Annotated in this window: 15 protein-coding genes; 2 read left to right on the plus strand and 13 right to left on the minus strand. The window is 48.0% G+C overall.

The annotated features are described in order from the left end of the window. Positions 1 to 42: 42 nt before the first annotated feature. The 4 genes from BBB58_RS10190 to BBB58_RS10205 all read right to left on the minus strand — a co-directional run bounded on the left by BBB58_RS10190 (position 43) and on the right by BBB58_RS10205 (position 4,615). Positions 43 to 903 carry a PPK2 family polyphosphate kinase gene (locus tag BBB58_RS10190; protein WP_074037114.1) on the minus strand — a complete coding sequence of 287 codons (861 nt, stop codon included), beginning with the start codon at positions 901 to 903 and terminating at the stop codon, positions 43 to 45. 95 nt (positions 904 to 998) lie between these two features. Next, positions 999 to 2,528 carry a M4 family metallopeptidase gene (locus BBB58_RS10195; RefSeq protein WP_074037115.1) on the minus strand — a complete coding sequence of 510 codons (1,530 nt, stop codon included), beginning with the start codon at positions 2,526 to 2,528 and terminating at the stop codon, positions 999 to 1,001. 175 nt (positions 2,529 to 2,703) lie between these two features. Continuing rightward, positions 2,704 to 3,702, minus strand: a complete 999-nt coding sequence (locus BBB58_RS10200) for an ABC transporter permease (protein ID WP_084543084.1) — start codon at positions 3,700 to 3,702, stop codon at positions 2,704 to 2,706. Next, positions 3,695 to 4,615, minus strand: coding sequence for an ABC transporter ATP-binding protein (locus BBB58_RS10205; RefSeq protein WP_012726176.1), 921 nt, complete (start codon positions 4,613 to 4,615; stop codon positions 3,695 to 3,697). Before BBB58_RS10205 ends, BBB58_RS10200 begins: the two co-directional genes overlap by 8 nt. A 118-nt stretch (positions 4,616 to 4,733) precedes the next feature. Here BBB58_RS10205 and BBB58_RS10210 point away from each other — a divergent pair, with 118 nt between their 5' ends. After that, positions 4,734 to 5,483, plus strand: coding sequence for a GDSL-type esterase/lipase family protein (locus tag BBB58_RS10210; RefSeq protein ID WP_074037116.1), 750 nt, complete (start codon positions 4,734 to 4,736; stop codon positions 5,481 to 5,483). Between the two features lie 31 nt (positions 5,484 to 5,514). Here the strand turns inward: BBB58_RS10210 and BBB58_RS10215 are convergent, their stop codons facing one another. Further along, on the minus strand, positions 5,515 to 6,186 hold the full coding sequence (locus tag BBB58_RS10215; protein ID WP_074037117.1) for a GNAT family N-acetyltransferase: 672 nt from the start codon (positions 6,184 to 6,186) through the stop codon (positions 5,515 to 5,517). Further along, positions 6,173 to 7,309 carry a mandelate racemase/muconate lactonizing enzyme family protein gene (locus BBB58_RS10220; RefSeq protein ID WP_074037118.1) on the minus strand — a complete coding sequence of 379 codons (1,137 nt, stop codon included), beginning with the start codon at positions 7,307 to 7,309 and terminating at the stop codon, positions 6,173 to 6,175. Before BBB58_RS10220 ends, BBB58_RS10215 begins: the two co-directional genes overlap by 14 nt. A 73-nt stretch (positions 7,310 to 7,382) precedes the next feature. On the opposite strand from BBB58_RS10220, the gene BBB58_RS10225 reads away from it, so the two are divergent. Then, positions 7,383 to 8,582, plus strand: a complete 1,200-nt coding sequence (locus BBB58_RS10225; RefSeq protein WP_074037119.1) for a hypothetical protein — start codon at positions 7,383 to 7,385, stop codon at positions 8,580 to 8,582. A 15-nt stretch (positions 8,583 to 8,597) separates the two neighbouring features. Here the strand turns inward: BBB58_RS10225 and nhaC are convergent, their stop codons facing one another. From nhaC to BBB58_RS10260, 7 genes are all read right to left on the minus strand, one after another. Next, complete coding sequence (nhaC, locus tag BBB58_RS10230) at positions 8,598 to 9,998, minus strand: Na+/H+ antiporter NhaC (protein WP_439097896.1); 1,401 nt, start codon at positions 9,996 to 9,998, stop codon at positions 8,598 to 8,600. 162 nt (positions 9,999 to 10,160) lie between these two features. Further along, positions 10,161 to 11,249 carry an amidohydrolase gene (locus BBB58_RS10235; protein ID WP_074037121.1) on the minus strand — a complete coding sequence of 363 codons (1,089 nt, stop codon included), beginning with the start codon at positions 11,247 to 11,249 and terminating at the stop codon, positions 10,161 to 10,163. Positions 11,250 to 11,265: 16 nt separating this feature from the next. Next, positions 11,266 to 11,610 carry a DoxX family protein gene (locus tag BBB58_RS10240; protein WP_074037122.1) on the minus strand — a complete coding sequence of 115 codons (345 nt, stop codon included), beginning with the start codon at positions 11,608 to 11,610 and terminating at the stop codon, positions 11,266 to 11,268. 56 nt (positions 11,611 to 11,666) lie between these two features. Next, entirely contained in the window at positions 11,667 to 12,932 is a 1,266-nt protein-coding gene (locus tag BBB58_RS10245) for a S1C family serine protease (RefSeq protein WP_084543085.1), read from the minus strand. Positions 12,933 to 13,043: 111 nt separating this feature from the next. Next, positions 13,044 to 13,862, minus strand: a complete 819-nt coding sequence (locus BBB58_RS10250) for a fumarylacetoacetate hydrolase family protein (RefSeq protein WP_074037123.1) — start codon at positions 13,860 to 13,862, stop codon at positions 13,044 to 13,046. Positions 13,863 to 13,917: 55 nt separating this feature from the next. Beyond that, positions 13,918 to 14,373 (minus strand): anaerobic ribonucleoside-triphosphate reductase activating protein, encoded by a 456-nt coding sequence (gene nrdG / locus BBB58_RS10255; RefSeq protein WP_074037124.1) that lies wholly within the window; start codon positions 14,371 to 14,373, stop codon positions 13,918 to 13,920. Further along, positions 14,351 to 16,201: an anaerobic ribonucleoside triphosphate reductase gene (locus BBB58_RS10260; protein ID WP_074037125.1), complete on the minus strand. Its 1,851-nt coding sequence runs from the start codon at positions 16,199 to 16,201 to the stop codon at positions 14,351 to 14,353. The genes nrdG and BBB58_RS10260 overlap by 23 nt, the downstream gene beginning before the upstream one ends. Between the last annotated feature and the right edge of the window lie 176 nt (positions 16,202 to 16,377).

Raw genomic sequence — 16,377 nt, forward strand, 5'->3', positions numbered from 1 at the left:
CAGTGCAAGGGGATTTTTACGTGTTCACGAGAACGCCACGCCTTACTCATTCTCAAGGGTTTGGATGGCCTCGTCGATTCGCTCTTGTTCCTCATCCGTGAAAGTCGGATATTGTGGATCAATGCGTTCAAGAACTTCAATCATGACTGACGAAATAATAAAACGACTATACCACTCATCATCTGCCGGCAATACATACCAGGGTGAGACTTCCGTTGATGTGTGCGACAACATCTCGGCAAAGATTCCTTGATATTCTTCCCAATGCTGCCGCTCTTCGATGTCACTGAAGGAGAATTCCCAATTCTTTTTCGGATCTTTTAATCGTTCAAGCAAACGGTCTCGTTGTTTATCTTTAGATACATTGAAAAAGAACTTGATGACTTCGAATCCGTTTTCCTGTAAATAGCGTTCATAATCGTTGATTTGACGATATCGCATCTGCCAGACCTCTTCCTGGTCCATTTCCTCCGGAAGTACTTCGTCCCCCAACAAATCATGTACACGTGGTGCAATGACCTCTTCATAATGAGATCGGTTCAAAATCCCGACCTGGCCTCTTTCAGGTAATAAGTCATGCATTCGCCACAGATAGTCGTGCTTTTTTTCTGTATCATAAGGTTTTTGAAACGCATTCGTCTTCAGTCCTTGGGCGTTCAAATTTGAAAAGATATAGCTGATTGCCTCATCTTTTCCACCCGCATCAAGCGCCTGTAAAACGACAATAATCCCTTTCTTACTCTCGGCATACAATCGCCAATGTAGCTCTTTCAATCGCTCGACACTGTTCGGGATGAGTTCAGTCGTCAAGGTGTCATCCTCCGGTTTGTCTGAAACAGTCGTTGGAATATCATCTAATTGAATCTTTCTGTTTGGTGATACAATAAATTCCTTCGTGTTCATACTCGTTCTCCTTTTCGCTCGACGTTCAACTTTGATTTACCCAAAAACTGCATAAGAAAATCTCTTCCGAAAATTTCGGAAGAGATGTTGAGAACTTAGTAGATTCCGACAGCGTCAAATGATTTCGCAGCTGATACCGCTTGCGGACTTGTCGCACCGTAAAGGTCTTTCGCAGATTGTACGACCGCTTGACGAAGGCTTGAGAAGTTAGACGTTGGTGTCAAGTAAACATTGAGGGCACGGTAATAGATATCCCCCATCGCCATGACTCCTACTCCTTGCACCGATACGCCGTAGTGCGATCCACCGTTACCTAAGAGGTATGCCGCTTTGTTGACGATACCTGAGTTGATGTGAACCCCACCATTGTCTTGTGTGCCTGTGTAACGTTTCGAGTAGTGATCTGGGTCACCGTATGCAGCCGGGTTCGCCATCGAACGAAGTCCGTCGCCCGCTACACCAGGTGTGTAGATGTCTTCCCCTACCAACCAGTCGAAGTTTGTGCCGACGCTATATTCCGCCACTGTACCTAAGATATCCGATACTGCTTCATTGATCGCCCCGGACTCGTTTTGATAGATTAATCCTGCCGTGTACTCCGTGACCGCGTGAGTCAATTCGTGAGCGACTACGTCAAGCGCACCTGAAAGATACGTGAACGTTTGACCGTCACCGTCTCCGTATACCATCTTACTTCCGTCCCAGAACGCATTGTTGTAGCTACGGCTATAGTGAACCGTTGAGTTCAATGCAGCTCCGGCGTTGTCATAGCTGTTCCGTCCGTAAGTGTTTTTGTAGAAATCATATGTCTTTGTCGCGTTGACGTGTGCAGAGACAGCGGCACGGTCATAAGTCGTGTTCAAGACGTTATCCACGTCAGCCCATAGCGAACCTGGGAGTGTCGTACGGTTTTTCGCATCGTTCGTATAGATTCCCTTCCCACGCGTTGAATCTTGGAGATAATAGTAAGATCCGCTCTTCGTTGTCTTGAACGTTTGGCTGTAGCCGAGAACATCGATTCCCGTTCCCGTATAAGTCGTACCTGTCACACCGTTCGTCGGTCTTGCGTGAGCCAACTGGTCGAATTTATTGAGTACCTCACCCGTCCCCGCATCGATGAAGTATGTCCAACGGGATGGCTCTTCCGCTTCAAGGATCGTTCCGGTCACTTGATATGCATAGACCGACTTGTCACCTTTTGGATAGACAATCAATTCTGCTTCCGGTTCGAGCTCGTAGGCCCCTTTATGACCGACAAGCTTTTTGTAACTCGCAATGGCTTTCTTTTCAGTTAACTTGATTGACTTATGTAGATTTTTGACCGTTTTTTCATCATCCACGACTGTCTTCAATTGACCCGCTTCATCTACGACACCGACTACCACACCACCGAATACGGGTACGCCATCAACTGTCTGTTGGAGTTTAACCACTTTCCCGACTTTGTCTGATTTCGACTCGATCGTCTTGAACTCACCCTTTGATTTGACATACTCTTTTACAATGGTTGTCGGCGCACTTTCTGATGGTTTCGTCAGAGTGCCTGACTTCAATTCTGCCGCACCGACCAATTGTGGGACGAGCAAGACGCCTGCGATTAGTGATGTAGAAACAACTTTTTTCATGTGTTTTCCTCCTTTGTGATGATTCTTACTTTACACACTTTCCCACAAAGGCTGTATCCATCTTTTTAATTATTTTGATAATTCATAATATTGAGTATTTAGAACCATTCATTCTATTTACGACCTAATTTTATCCAAAAAAATTCGTGCTCCTTTAGGAAAGGAGCACGAATAATTAATAAACATCTTTTTGGGTAAAGTGGTAAAACGCATACGCCAAGGCGACCATCGACCAAATGAGAATGACGAGTAGCGAAAACGGTAACGTCATCCCATCAATCGGAGGAGCCTGCCCTTCCAAATAGGTATGAAGACCGAAGTTGACGTTCACCAGGTATTTCGAGCTATCCCAGTTTGAGCCAAGCGATGTCAAGAGTGGCCCCGAGATGAGGACAGCCATCATGATTCCGATTCCAGTCGCCGTATTTTTCACCAAGACAGAAATCATGAGAGAAATTGTCCCGACCGCAGCCACGACGAGCCATGAAAGACCCATCGACATAAGCAGGTACTCCCACATCGGCAACGTATGCACAAAGTCGGTCGAGAAGGTTCCGGTCGGCGAAGCTTGGAAACCGGTCAAAATCGGAGCATTCCATCCGTCCCAGCCGAGAACGATGCCGGATATGGCGTAACTGACGACGGCGGTCACAAATATTAAAATCGATGTATAAAGGAGCGTCGTCAGCCATTTGGCGAGCAAGATCTTATATCGCCGGACCGGTCGCGATAACAACGTCTTGATCGTTCCATCATTATGTTCTCCGCTCACGATATCTGCCATCAATACAATAATGAACAGCGGTAGGACAAGCGTAGTTCCTTGGGAGAAGAAGACGCGCATAAACGTCGGAGCTCCCGGATAATTCGGATTGATATCATTATCAAGATAATACTGATTCTGTTGGACTTGGAACTCAAGAATCTGCCGAAACTCGTCTTGAACGTTCGCGGAGGCGAGTCGGTTTTGTGTATCAATGATCTCTTGCTGGAGATCGACACGCCAATCAATCGTTCCTTGTTCTTCGCGTTGTTTCTCGATTTGACGATAGTTCGCATACGTGAACATCGAAACAAGCACGATCAGGATGATGGAGACGACCATCAATCTGCGCTTCCGATGAATCTTGAGCACTTCATTACGAATGAGACCGAGCATCGATGGATTAGGCAATGTGATCACCGCCTGTCAACGTGATGAAGAGGTCCTCTAACGTTTGGACTCGGCGCTCGAGTCCGAACACCTCGACATCTCTTTCCATCAAATATCGATTCAACTTCGCCGTCTCTTCCACGTTCATGGAAATACGAATCGTTCGTTCGTCCACCACGTCCGCTTGGTCGATTCCTTCGTACCCTTGAACGATCGGCAATACTTCGAAGCTATTCGTCACATGTAAGTCGACCGTTGACGCGAGTTCTTCAATCAAAGCATGGACCGTCCCCACCTTGACAATCTTGCCTCGCGACATGATGGCGACTCGGTCCGCTAATAGCTCAATTTCAGCTAGGATGTGGCTCGACACAAGAACACTCAGCCCAGTTTCTTCAACGAGACGACGGATGAAAAGTCGTAAATCCCGAATCCCCATCGGATCGAGCCCGTTCGTCGGCTCATCCAAGATGAGCACCCGTGGATTGTTTAATAACGCTTGGGCAATCCCGAGCCGCTGACGCATCCCGAGAGAGTACGTCTTCACTTTATCATCGATTCGAGCAGTCAAATCGACGAGGTCAATGACTTCTTGGATTCGCTTATCATCGACGCCAGGTAACATGCGTGCGAACGCTTCTAAGTTCTCACGTCCGGATAGAAACTTATACAGCTCTGGATTCTCGACGATTGCGCCGATTTGATTCATCGCTTGGACGAATTGTTTGTCGACACGATACCCACAAATCGATACATTTCCTTTCGTCGGTTTGATCAAGCCAACAATCATTCGAATCGTCGTCGTCTTCCCGGCGCCGTTCGGCCCTAAAAATCCGAAGACCTCACCCGGGTAGACGTCTAACGAAATGTTATCGATAATCGTCTTTTTCCCAATCACTTTAGTTAGTTGATGTAGCTTTAACGTCGGTTCCATTGTCTCACCTCTTTCTTTATTCTATCGGACAAAAGCGAATCTGTCCTATTCGAACATTCACATAGGGCACATCCATTTATATTTGATATGATGTTTATATAGAAAGCGAGGTCAGCCCATGAAACAGTCGAAATGGTATGCATTTTTAAGTGGCGCCGTTCTTTTAACGGGAATCGCCGTCTACGGTCTATGGATCGGCTATCAAGATATCGTCAATCCGCCGGAGCGAACACTTTCCGTCTCCGAAGATGAACGTCCTGAGCCAGAAGGAGACGTCTACGTCGCATTAGGCGATTCGTTGACACGCGGTGTGGGGTCAACATCAGGCGCAGGATATGTACAGCCTGTCAGCACTGCTCTTGAAGAAGAAGGCGTACGTACGCAAAACCTTGCCGTGTCTGGGGCACGAACAGAAGATTTACTCACACAACTCGAGCAACCTGAAGTGCGTCGAACGATTGAGAACGCACGATATATCACGTTGACCATCGGTGGAAACGATTTGTTCAACCGTGGGGAAAACGTCGATAACTTCGAATCCGTCGATATTCAACAAGTGGTCACGGATGCGAAGACGAATTTAGAAACGATTTTCACTGAAATTCGATCACTCAACGATTCAGCAACCATCGTGTATATCGGTCTATACAATCCGTTTCAAAATGATGAGAATGGACAAGCATTCAATCAGCTCATCCTCGATTGGAACGCATCCGCGAAACAATTGGCGAATGCGCAGAATATCGATGTGATCGACCCGTTCGCCTACATCTCTGACTTATCAAGAGACCTTGCGACCGACCAGTTCCACCCGAGTGACCGTACGTATGAGAAATTCGCGAATGATGTACTCTTCGTTCTCGAATGAACAAAATCCTCGTCAGCTTGACGAGGATTTTTTACTTCTCATATCGAACGATCCACTGTTCCCCTTGTTTCATCATGCCCGTCCCGACCCAACCGGCTTGGAGCAACTCAACTTGTCGCTCACGATTTTCCATCGGTACATCTTGCACAACTGATGTGGGATGCCACGAACGATGCATCTCTTTGTAAAAAATATAGCGGAGTTTCCCGCCATACTTTTCTTTCAACGCCCCGATTCTGAGTCCGAGCGTGAACTTGTCTTTCATGCTTGGAATATTGAAGGGTGCGACCGTCGCACAGACGACATCGAATCGATCATCCGATTCCACTTGTGCCATCAACAGTTTGCCTAAATGTGTCTGTAGTCCATATCCACGGAAGTCTGGATGGACGTTCGTCACTTCCTGATACAGGACACGTTCAAGCGAATCCTCCGGCCATCCGATATCCCGCCCTAGATGTTCCGCATCGATCGGTGGGATGAGCATCGCTCGGAACGCGATGATCCGACCATCTGATTTTGCCCCAATCAACGTCTGGTCATTCAATAGTTTCGTGAACTCCTCGATGGATAGCGATTGATAATGTTCTGGTTCAGTCAATGCCTGAATGACCGCATCTTGGACGGACAACAGTTCCGGTAAATCAGACAAGCCTAGAACGCAAACATAAAGGGAAAGGTCTTTGATCTCACCTTTCCACATGCGATTCTTCTCCAATCACGTAAGAATCCGTCGTCAATTCACGCAACACGTCCTCATCGACGTCAATACCGAGTCCCGGACGATTGTTCAGCGAGATGATTGGTAAATCATATAATAAGTTTCCGACATCTTTCCCGAATCGGAGCGGGCCCGTCAACTCGACCGTCTTCACGATTTTACTCGAGAAAGCGACGTGGAATCCTGCACTCGATGCAATAGAGGATTCGACCATGGAACCGATCTGGCATTCGATTCCGGACATTTCCGCCATATGGACCAACTTTCTCGCTGGATAGATGCCACCACACTTCATCAGCTTGATGTTCGCTTTATGGGCTGCTTGCATCATCGTCAAGCGTCTCATATCGTGAACGTCTTTCAGCCCTTCATCCATCATGAGCGGGACGGAAATTTTTTGTTTCATTTTTAGCATGCCTTCAAAATCATCCGCCTTGACCGGTTGTTCGACCCAATCGATGCCATACGGTTCGAGTAGACGCATGGCTTGAACCGTATTGGCCGCGTTGACCCACCCTTGGTTAACATCGACTCGAATCGGCACGTCATTTCCTACCGCTTCCCGTACCGCCTTGACACGCGCCACATCCGTTTGCACATCGACTCCGACCTTCATCTTCACTGCCGTATAGCCTCGTTTCATTTGTTCGAGTGCCTCTTGTGCCATATGGTTCGGCTCTCCGATACTCAAGACGTGCGTGACTGGGAATGACTCATGGTACCGACCGCCAATCCATTCGTAGATGGGTTGATTCAGCTTTTTCCCGATCACATCATGACAGGCGATATCGAGTGCTGCTTTGGCAGCCGGAACACCACGAATCGCACGGTCCATCTCGTCATGAATATGCTCTAAGTGCATCGGATTTTTTCCGATTAGGTGCGGAGCCAATAGATGACGGAGGACGCTGACCGTGCTCTCAGCGGACTCACCCGTCACATGCTCATCCGCCACGGCTTCTCCATATCCGACAAGTCCACATGCGGTCGTCATTTTGACGATGACAGATGGCATATCATCATAACGGTGATAACTGACGATGAATGGTACCTTCAATGGAAAGCGAACCGAGAAAATTTCTATTTTTTGAATATTCTTGTTCATCACTCCTTTACTTCAACTGCTCTTTCCTCTATATTGTCGTTATATAGTCGCTAAATTGCAAGGGGGATTTTCAATGTCCATCCATATCGCCGTTGTCGGCTCACCATCGTTTATACAACAGGTACGGAACGGTTCTTCTTTACCCGATGTTCGAATCGAGGGATTTCCTTATGATGACCCGCGTGAAGCGAAGGACATCGCTACGAAACTCCTATTTTTTGACGGAGTGTTCTTCTCCGGTTCATTCCCTTATACGTATGCGACGGAGGAAGCGACCCTTCCATTTGCCCATCACGTCGTTCAAGATGATGTCGTGTTGTTGACGTCACTTTTATACGTGACATTGACACAACAGCTCCGAATCGAAGAGCTCTCCATCGATCTCGTTGATGCGTCACGACTTGAATCAATTTTAGCATCGTTTCCAAGCCACATGTCGCCACCGCAAGTGAAAGAACTTAGTCCGTATATGAATTTCGAAGAGTTGATTTCGTTTCATGAGCAACTTCAACGAAATGGGACGACTCGATTCGCCTTGACGAGTGTCGAGCGAGTTCATCGACACTTAGTGGAAAATGGTTTTGCTAGCCAACTCATGATGGAGCCGGAAGAGAGAATTCTCCACCACTTCCATGATTTTATTCAACAGATTCGATTGAACAAATCAGACCAGTCACAACTCGCCGTGCTCTTCTACTCGGATGCCAGTGAAGATACGCTCAACCATGTGACAACACATCATTATTTCGGTGGTAAATTGATGGAGACCACTCAAGACGGTATCGTCCTATTATCGAGTAAAGGAAAGATTGACTCCGCCATGTCAAACGGTTTCATCTTGTCAGAGAACATTTCTGGTCATGTAGGGATCGGGTATGGTTCCGATTATCAACGCGCCGTTGAGCATGCCGAACTTGCCCTTCATACGACAAACAATGCCGCTATTCGCATCGTCGACGATTCAAAACGAATGACGTTCAGCGATCAACCGGCACCGATTCATTTCCGCGTCACGCAAACGCGTGTCTATGACATGATGAAACAGACGGGTATGAGTCCGATTAATATCGAAAAGCTCATTCATTTTTCAATGGACCATCTCGAGTTTACAGCGAAAGAGCTGACCGACCATTTAAATGTGACACGTCGCACGACAGAGCGACTCATCAAAAAATTGGTTGATGCAAAACTTGTTCATCGGATTGGCGAAGAGATGAGCTACAGCCAAGGTCGTCCGCGTACCGTCTATAAATTTCAATTCCCGGTCGATTGACGACCGGGAATCGTTTTATTGAGCCGCTTGTTCCGCGACAGGTTCTTCCTGTTGGATGACTGCCATGCGCTCAATCGTATATCCCGTAAAGGCATATACAATCGAGATGACTGGTACGATGAAGTTCAAGACGGCGTAAGGCGCGTATTCGAATGCCCCAACCCCGAGCGTACCGAGAATGAATACCCCACACGTATTCCACGGGATGAACACCGATGTCAATGTTCCACCGTCCTCGAGGGCACGAGATAAGTTTTTCGACTGTAGTCCCATTTTTTCATATGCTCTAGCAAACATTCTCGACGGGACGACGATTGAGATGTACTGCTCCGAACACGTCGCATTCGTTGCAATCCCAGCTAAAATCGTTGAAGCAATCAACGAACCTGCCGTTTTCGCCAATTTCAAAATTTGGTTCATAATAGATTGTAGCATTCCCGAATATTCTAAAATCCCCCCGAACGTCATCGCGACGATGGTCATCGAGACCGTGTACATCATCGCATCAAGACCACCTCTACTGAAGAGGTTATCGACCAGTTCATTTCCCGTCTCGATGACATAACCACTCTGAAGAGCGCCTACGCTGTCAGCGAGCGTTCCACCTTGAATGAACACTTGAGCCAAGAAGCCCAGTGCAATCCCGACGACGAGCGCCGGAATCGCTGGCACCTTCTTTGCAACGAGCAAAATGACAGCTAGTGGGACGATGAGTAACCATGGTGAGATGACAAAACTATCTTCAAGAATGTTAAGCGTCTGTGTGATCTCTGAAGAGTCCGTCGTCGAATCTGCGAACCGTCTACCTAGCCAAGCGTATACCCCTAGCGCGATGATAAGTCCTGGAATCGTCGTATATAACATGTGCCGGATATGTACGAATAAATTAGTATGAGTCAAGCCGGCCGCCAAGTTTGTCGTGTCTGACAATGGTGACATCTTGTCCCCAAAATATGCACCAGAGATGACAGCCCCCGCTACCATCGGCGCTGGTATCCCCATACTCAGCCCGATGCCCATCCCCGCTACTCCAATCGTCCCCATCGTCGACCATGAACTCCCGATTGAGAGCGCGACGACCGCACAGATGAGACAAATCGTTAACAAAAAGTATGCCGGTGAGATGATCTTCAGTCCGAAATAGATCATCGTGGCAACAATTCCTCCACCGATCCATGCCCCAATCGTCAACCCGACCAAAATGATGATGACGACTGCCGGTAAGGCGAGACGAATCCCTTTATACATCATCTCTTCAATCTCTTTCCACTTGAACCCGTGACGCCAGGCGACGATTGAAGCGACTGCCGTTCCGACGATGAGCGGAATGTGAGGACCTTGACCGAGCTTAACGATCGAGATGAGCATGACGACGATCATCACCCCGAGTGGCATGAGCGCCCACCCTAACTTCATGTCTTGCTTGTTCCCCGTTGTTTCCATCTAATTTCCTCCCCTATAGCGAAAATTCAGAATTGTCGTTATATTGTCGCTAATAACGTTATGATAGCGCTTACACTTATGTGATGCAATAAAAAAATGAGTGGACAGACATCTGTCTATCACACTCATTCTGAATTATGTTGCTGCAATTCGGAGCGCATCCGCAAGTAGGCGTGCCCCATCTTCTAACGCGTCATGGTCAAACGTCATATGCGGATGATGAAGGCCTGGACCTAAATCAGCGCCGATTCCAATCATCGTCGCATCAAGTGACGGTTTCTCGACGGTATAGAAATGAAAATCATCGCTACCTGACGTGACAATTCTCTCGACGAGAGCCGACTGATCGAAGCGTTGCTCAATCGCCTGCTTCGCAATCTGACTTGACTGTTCCCCAACGACCGCTCCCGGTGTGAAGTCTTGCCACTCCCATTCCAGTTTCACACGATGAAGCTGCCCGACATGGAGTAGCATGTCTTCGACACGATTTCGCAGTTCGAGCAATTCCTCATTTTGTTGAGCACGGACATCAATCGAGAACGTCGCATTTCCTGGAATGATGTTCATGTTGTCACTTCCAGCATGGACTTTTGTCAACTTGACGGAGTGTGGCTCAAACGGTGACAAGTAAATGCTTTTGAGCATGTGTTGAATCGTGAAGATGACATCGAGTGCATTCTGCCCTTGATGTGGTCTCGCTCCATGGGCATCATCTCCAAGCACTTCTCCTTTTAGGAAGAAGGCAGCCCCATGTTGAATTGCCGCCGCGTATTGCCCCTTTTTCAATTTTTTTTTCGGACGCAAATGAATCCCGAACAGTTGCGTCACGTCTTCGAGCGCACCTCGTTCGATCATGGCGAGCGAACCGTTTCCTTGCTCTTCGGCAGGTTGGAAGATGAAACGGATTCGCTTTTGTAACGCTTCGTCTTTCAACTGTTCGAGCGCACCGAGCACCATACTGATGTTCGCGTCGTGCCCACATGAATGGTTCGCTCGAAACGTACCGTCCACTTGTTGCCATAACGCGTCGATATCGGCTCGGACCGCAATCACCTCTTCTCCCGATCCAATCTCCGCGATTACTCCGGTCACGTCCTCAAACGTTCGATGGGGAATCGACCAGTCTGATAAGATGGATGCGATTGTTCGAGTCGTCTCGACTTCTTTCCAACTGATTTCTGGATGAGCATGAAAATGTTCAAACCACTTGAGTACGTTTGTCATATGTATCTCCACACCTTTAGATTTTTTTGACACCTTTTATAAGAATCCATTGAAGCGGGAGTCGTCCCCATGTAACCCATTTCGGAATGACTTTCCCACCGATTCTAGAAGGTTTGACCGCCATGTTGATATTGGCTGGGAAGACGGCGATAAAGAATGCCGGTAGCGTTTTCTTTACGAACGTCGTCCCCTTGTTCAGTAAGAGCATCGCCCCGAAGACGACTTCAACGACTCCGCTTAGTTGCACCATCAAGCGGCGGAACGGCCAAGATTTCGGAATAATAGACATGAACGCCTTCTCTTTGACAAAATGTAATACCCCTGCCCCGAAGAGTAACACCCCATATAAATTTCGTACCATAACTCATCCTCCTTTTGTATAAGCATAGCAAAAAAGGCGGGCATATTGCCCACCTTTTACAATGCAGAACCGTTCGCATTTTGAATCTCGACTTGAACCGTCTCCGTTTTTCCGTCCCGGATATATTCGATGTCGACCGTTCCGTCTGTATCTCGAATCAATTCACTACGGAGATCAATGAACGAGCTGACGTCTTTGTCATTAATTTTTACGATGACGTCACGTGCCTTAAGACCCGCTTTCGCAGCTGAACTATTTTGTTGCACTTCCACGATGATCGTTCCGGCAGTCACCGATTCAGGTAAGTTGATTTGTTCCGTCAAGTAACCTGGAGGGAACTCTGATACGTCACGAAGTGAGACGCCGAGTGACGGATGATTCACTTCTCCCGTCTGTTCAATTTGATTGATGAGCGGCAACGCGATGTCGACCGGGATTGAGAATCCGACCCCTTCAACTTCTGCTGTCGCAATTTTCATCGAGTTGATCCCGACGAGTTGTCCTTCTTCGTTGATTAACGCACCACCTGAGTTACCTGGGTTGATGGCCGCATCCGTTTGAATAACCTCGGCGTTGAAGTCGGCCTGTCCGTTCTCATCTGTATCGACCGGTACGAGACGTGACGTCGATGAGACGACACCGCGCGTCACGGAGTTCTCGAATTGTCCGAGCGGATTCCCGATGGCGATGACCGTTTGTCCCGGTTTCAACTCACTCGATTTCCCGATTGAAATAACGGCCGGTACCTTATCAGCGTCTACTTTTAAGACGGCCAAGTCATACGTCGCGTCACTTCCCATGAGTGTCGCTTCCGCAGTCGTCCCGTCATTGAAAGTGACCGTCAATTTATCAGCCCCGTTGACGACATGATGGTTCGTCGCGATATATGCTGAGTCGCCTTCTTTTTTATAGATGACGCCCGATCCGACTCCAGCCTCGACCGCTTCACTCGAGAATCCGCTTTGGGCGAAGTTGTTTACAGTCACGACGGCCGGTTGAGCGGTCGCGACGGCATTTGTGACCGAAGAATCGGATACGTTCGATGACGTTTGGACCGGAGTCCCTTGCGAGGTCACGTTCGTGTCACTCACACTCGTCGCGGGTTGGTCGATGAACGGATATGCGATTGCGCCCGTCAACAACGCTCCGATGACTCCACCGACAAGTCCCGGGAACATACGGCTGACGAATGACGGTTTTGATTGTGTTCGTACTTTTGTCTCTTCTCGGTTGGATGAACCGAGTTCTGTATCTAACCAATCTTTTTGTTGCTCTGATTCATGTAATTGATCGTGTTCATTTGATTGATCGTGACGATCCATAATGATTCATCTCCTCTGTGTTATCTTCTACCCTTACTATAACGAAGAGGAACACTCATTTATAAAATGATAAATGAATTACAAGATTCTTCACATTTTACGTCATTTCATTCAGACAATCACATTTCTTAACGTACCGAGACCTTCAATCGTCACTTCGACCGTGTCTCCCGTTTGTAGATACGTCGGTGGCGTCATCCCGTGCCCAACTCCGGCTGGTGTACCCGTCGCGATGACGTCGCCCGCTTCGAGCGTCATGCCTTTCGACAGTGTACGAATGAGTTCATCAATCGGACGAATCATATCGGCTGTCGTCCCATCTTGACGCGTCTCCCCATTGACACTTGTTTTGATTTGGAGAGGGAACTGGAGCTCGTCCGGTGTGACGACGAACGGTCCCATCGGACAAAACGTATCGAACGACTTGCCACGGAAGAATTGGACATGTTCTTTTTGCACGTCTCGAGCCGTCACATCGTTTAGAATGGTGTAACCGAAAATGTGCTCCTCGACCGCTTCGATGTCTCGTCCAGACTTGCCGATGATGACGGCGAGCTCACCTTCATAGTCAAGTTTGTCCGTCAATTCAGGATGACGCTCAATGACCGCTTCCGGACCGACGACCGAGGTCGGTGCTTTCGTGAAGATGACGAGTTTCCCTGCTCCTGCTGTATCCATCTCTTTCACGTGTTCTTCGTAGTTCTTGCCGATACAAATCACGTTTTTCAATGGACGGTACGGGGCGAGTAGTTTCACATCCGTCATTCGGTATGAGGGCGCCACGTCCAAATCGATATCTGGTTCGAACTCACGCGCGATCACTTCTAATAAATTTGTCGTATGTACTTGATTGCTGACATCGTAGACGAAATCGCCTTTGACAATCCCCACTCGTTGCTCTTCTTGCATCTCAAAACTACACCATTTCATTGAAAACTCCCCCTTTTTCAACAAAAAACAAAAAATCGAGACATCTCTGCCTCGATTATACTTTATTCAAAAAGATGATTCGTTGATTACTCGATCCTCGAAAACGAAGTCCCATATCTCGTAGCGACTGCTCGTAACGACCGTCGACGAGCACATCGGCGTAGTCCAACACGGTTTGAATCGCTTCGTCATGCATCGCTTCCAACTGTTCGAGCGTATAACCCGTATACACCCACACATTTTTACCGAGCGACTTACATGCCGTGACGAGTTTTGCTAACGCTGACGATTGAAGAAACGGTTCGCCTCCAGATATGGTCACCCCGTCCCAACCACTAAGCTTGACGCGCTGAACAAGTTCCTCTACTTCGACATCCTCACCCCCGGTTGGATTCCACGAGGAAGGATTGTGACACCCTTTACAGTGATGTGGACAGCCAGCAGTAAAGATGACCGTCCGAATCCCCGGTCCGTCAACGACGGATTCTTCAACGACGGATAGAATGCGCATCGTGTTTCACCCTCGCCCGCTCTTCTTCTCGCTTCGCCGTATTCCAACGGTCCATCGTCCCGACCAAATAACCGGTGATGCGGCGGATTCGTTCAATGTTTGTATCCTCGCCACACGTCGGACAGGCATCGTCAATCAGTCCTTCTAACCCACAATTTCCGCAACGATCGACCGGATGATTGATGGAACCGTAGCCGATATCATGCTGTCGCATCAAGCGGACAATCGATTCCACCGCTTCCGCATTGTGGGCAAGTGACCCATCGACTTCGACATATGAAATATGTCCCGCGTCACACAATGCGTGATACGGTGCCTCGATTCGGATTTTCTCACGAATTGATACAGACTGATAGACCGGCACGTGGAATGAATTTGTATAAAAGGCACGATTAGTGACACCTTCAATCATCCCAAACGTTTCCTGGTCTCGCGTCACAAATTTACCTGACAATCCTTCTGCCGGTGTCGCGAGCAACGAAAAGTTCAAGTCGTACGTTTCGGCTGCCGCACGCATGCGATTGGCCAAATGCGTGACGATGTCAAGACCGAGTCGCTCCGCTTCACGCGACTCAGCATGTGTACCTCCCGTCAACACCTTCAACGTTTCAGCGAGTCCGATGAAACCGAGTGAAAGCGTTCCTTGTTTCAATACGTCTCGGACTTCATCATGAATATGTAACTGCTCACTTCCACGCCAGACACCTTGTGTGTAGAGGAAACGAAATTCTTCAGCGCGACGCGTACATTGATATTCGAAACGCTCGACCAACTGTTCGATCCCGATGTCGACATATCGGTTGAGAATGCTGTAAAAATCCGAGATCGACTCCGAGACAAGTGCCATCTTCACCAAGTTGAGTGTGGAAAAGGAAAGATTGCCACGACCGATCGACGTCTCTTCTCCGTGTCGGTTTCCCATGACCCGAGTGCGGCAACCCATATACGCCACTTCAGATGCATGTGTCCCATCATAGTAAGCGGCATTGAACGGGGCATCGATGAAGGAAAAATTCGGAAATAGCCGTTTTCCTGTGACCCGACACGCTTCACGGAAAAGATCGACGTTCGGATCGTCCTCCCGAAAGTTGATTCCTTCCTTCACTTTAAAGATTTGAATAGGAAAAATCGGAGTCTCCCCGTTCCCTAACCCACGTTCCGTGGCACGAAGTAGCTCTCGAATGAGGATACGTCCCCACTTTGATGTGTCCGTTCCATAATTGATCGAAACGAAAGGCACTTGCCCACCACCTCGTGAGTGCATCGAGTTCGCATTGTGGATGAACGCCTCACACGCCTGATACGTCGCCGAAATCGTCTCTTCTTCCGCGAGTGTCTCCAATTGCGTTTCTTCCCAGTCAACGGGTAAGGATTGGAGTCGGCTCAGTTGACGCTCATATGTCTTCTCGACATACGGTGCCAAGTCGATGTCAAACATCGGGAACGCCTGCCCCCCGTGTTGCATATTTTGATTCGCTTGAAGGATGATCGATGCGAGTGCCATGGCGGAGCGAATGTCCTTTGGTGACCTGATTGTTCCATGCCCCGTATGGAATCCATCTTTTAATAATTGACCGAGTGGAATTTGACAACATGTCGTCGAGCCTGTGATGTAATAGTCGGCGTCGTGCACGTATAAATAGTTATCAGTGACGGCCTGTTTTGGTCGCTCCGACATCAAATACGTCTGCGATAGTTCTTTCGACACTTCCGAAGAGAGTCGTGCTAGTTTCCCGAGCGGGGATTTACCGTCCACGTTCGCATTCTCTTGTACTAAGTCTTGATCTGGTAAGATGCAGACGTCCTCATACAACTGCAGTAATTTCAAAACCCATCACCTCACTATATATGGATTCAAAACAATATTAATCGTTTTATAAATCCTATATATAGATTATGGCATGTGTTTTTCTCGATGGTTTCGAGTCGATATTGTGACAGTTTACTTGTGGCATACGATAAAAAAGAGCCTCGTCTTCGATAAGACAAGGCTCTACGTTATAT

The sequence above is a fragment of the Exiguobacterium profundum genome, assembly GCF_001909285.1.
In the GTDB taxonomy this organism is placed as follows: Bacteria; Bacillota; Bacilli; order Exiguobacteriales; family Exiguobacteriaceae; genus Exiguobacterium; species Exiguobacterium profundum.

What these genes read in the sequence shown, in the direction of transcription:
- BBB58_RS10220 (WP_074037118.1), bottom strand. Translation starts at nt 7,309, where the DNA reads ATGAACAAGAATATTCAAAAAATAGAAATTTTCTCGGTTCGCTTTCCA.
- BBB58_RS10250 (WP_074037123.1), bottom strand. Translation starts at nt 13,862, where the DNA reads ATGAAATGGTGTAGTTTTGAGATGCAAGAAGAGCAACGAGTGGGGATT.
- BBB58_RS10195 (WP_074037115.1), bottom strand. Translation starts at nt 2,528, where the DNA reads ATGAAAAAAGTTGTTTCTACATCACTAATCGCAGGCGTCTTGCTCGTC.
- nrdG (WP_074037124.1), bottom strand. Translation starts at nt 14,373, where the DNA reads ATGCGCATTCTATCCGTCGTTGAAGAATCCGTCGTTGACGGACCGGGG.
- BBB58_RS10235 (WP_074037121.1), bottom strand. Translation starts at nt 11,249, where the DNA reads ATGACAAACGTACTCAAGTGGTTTGAACATTTTCATGCTCATCCAGAA.
- BBB58_RS10245 (WP_084543085.1), bottom strand. Translation starts at nt 12,932, where the DNA reads ATGGATCGTCACGATCAATCAAATGAACACGATCAATTACATGAATCA.
- BBB58_RS10225 (WP_074037119.1), top strand. Translation starts at nt 7,383, where the DNA reads ATGTCCATCCATATCGCCGTTGTCGGCTCACCATCGTTTATACAACAG.
- BBB58_RS10190 (WP_074037114.1), bottom strand. Translation starts at nt 903, where the DNA reads ATGAACACGAAGGAATTTATTGTATCACCAAACAGAAAGATTCAATTA.
- BBB58_RS10240 (WP_074037122.1), bottom strand. Translation starts at nt 11,610, where the DNA reads ATGGTACGAAATTTATATGGGGTGTTACTCTTCGGGGCAGGGGTATTA.
- BBB58_RS10210 (WP_074037116.1), top strand. Translation starts at nt 4,734, where the DNA reads ATGAAACAGTCGAAATGGTATGCATTTTTAAGTGGCGCCGTTCTTTTA.
- nhaC (WP_439097896.1), bottom strand. Translation starts at nt 9,998, where the DNA reads ATGAAGTTAGGGTGGGCGCTCATGCCACTCGGGGTGATGATCGTCGTC.
- BBB58_RS10215 (WP_074037117.1), bottom strand. Translation starts at nt 6,186, where the DNA reads ATGTGGAAAGGTGAGATCAAAGACCTTTCCCTTTATGTTTGCGTTCTA.
- BBB58_RS10205 (WP_012726176.1), bottom strand. Translation starts at nt 4,615, where the DNA reads ATGGAACCGACGTTAAAGCTACATCAACTAACTAAAGTGATTGGGAAA.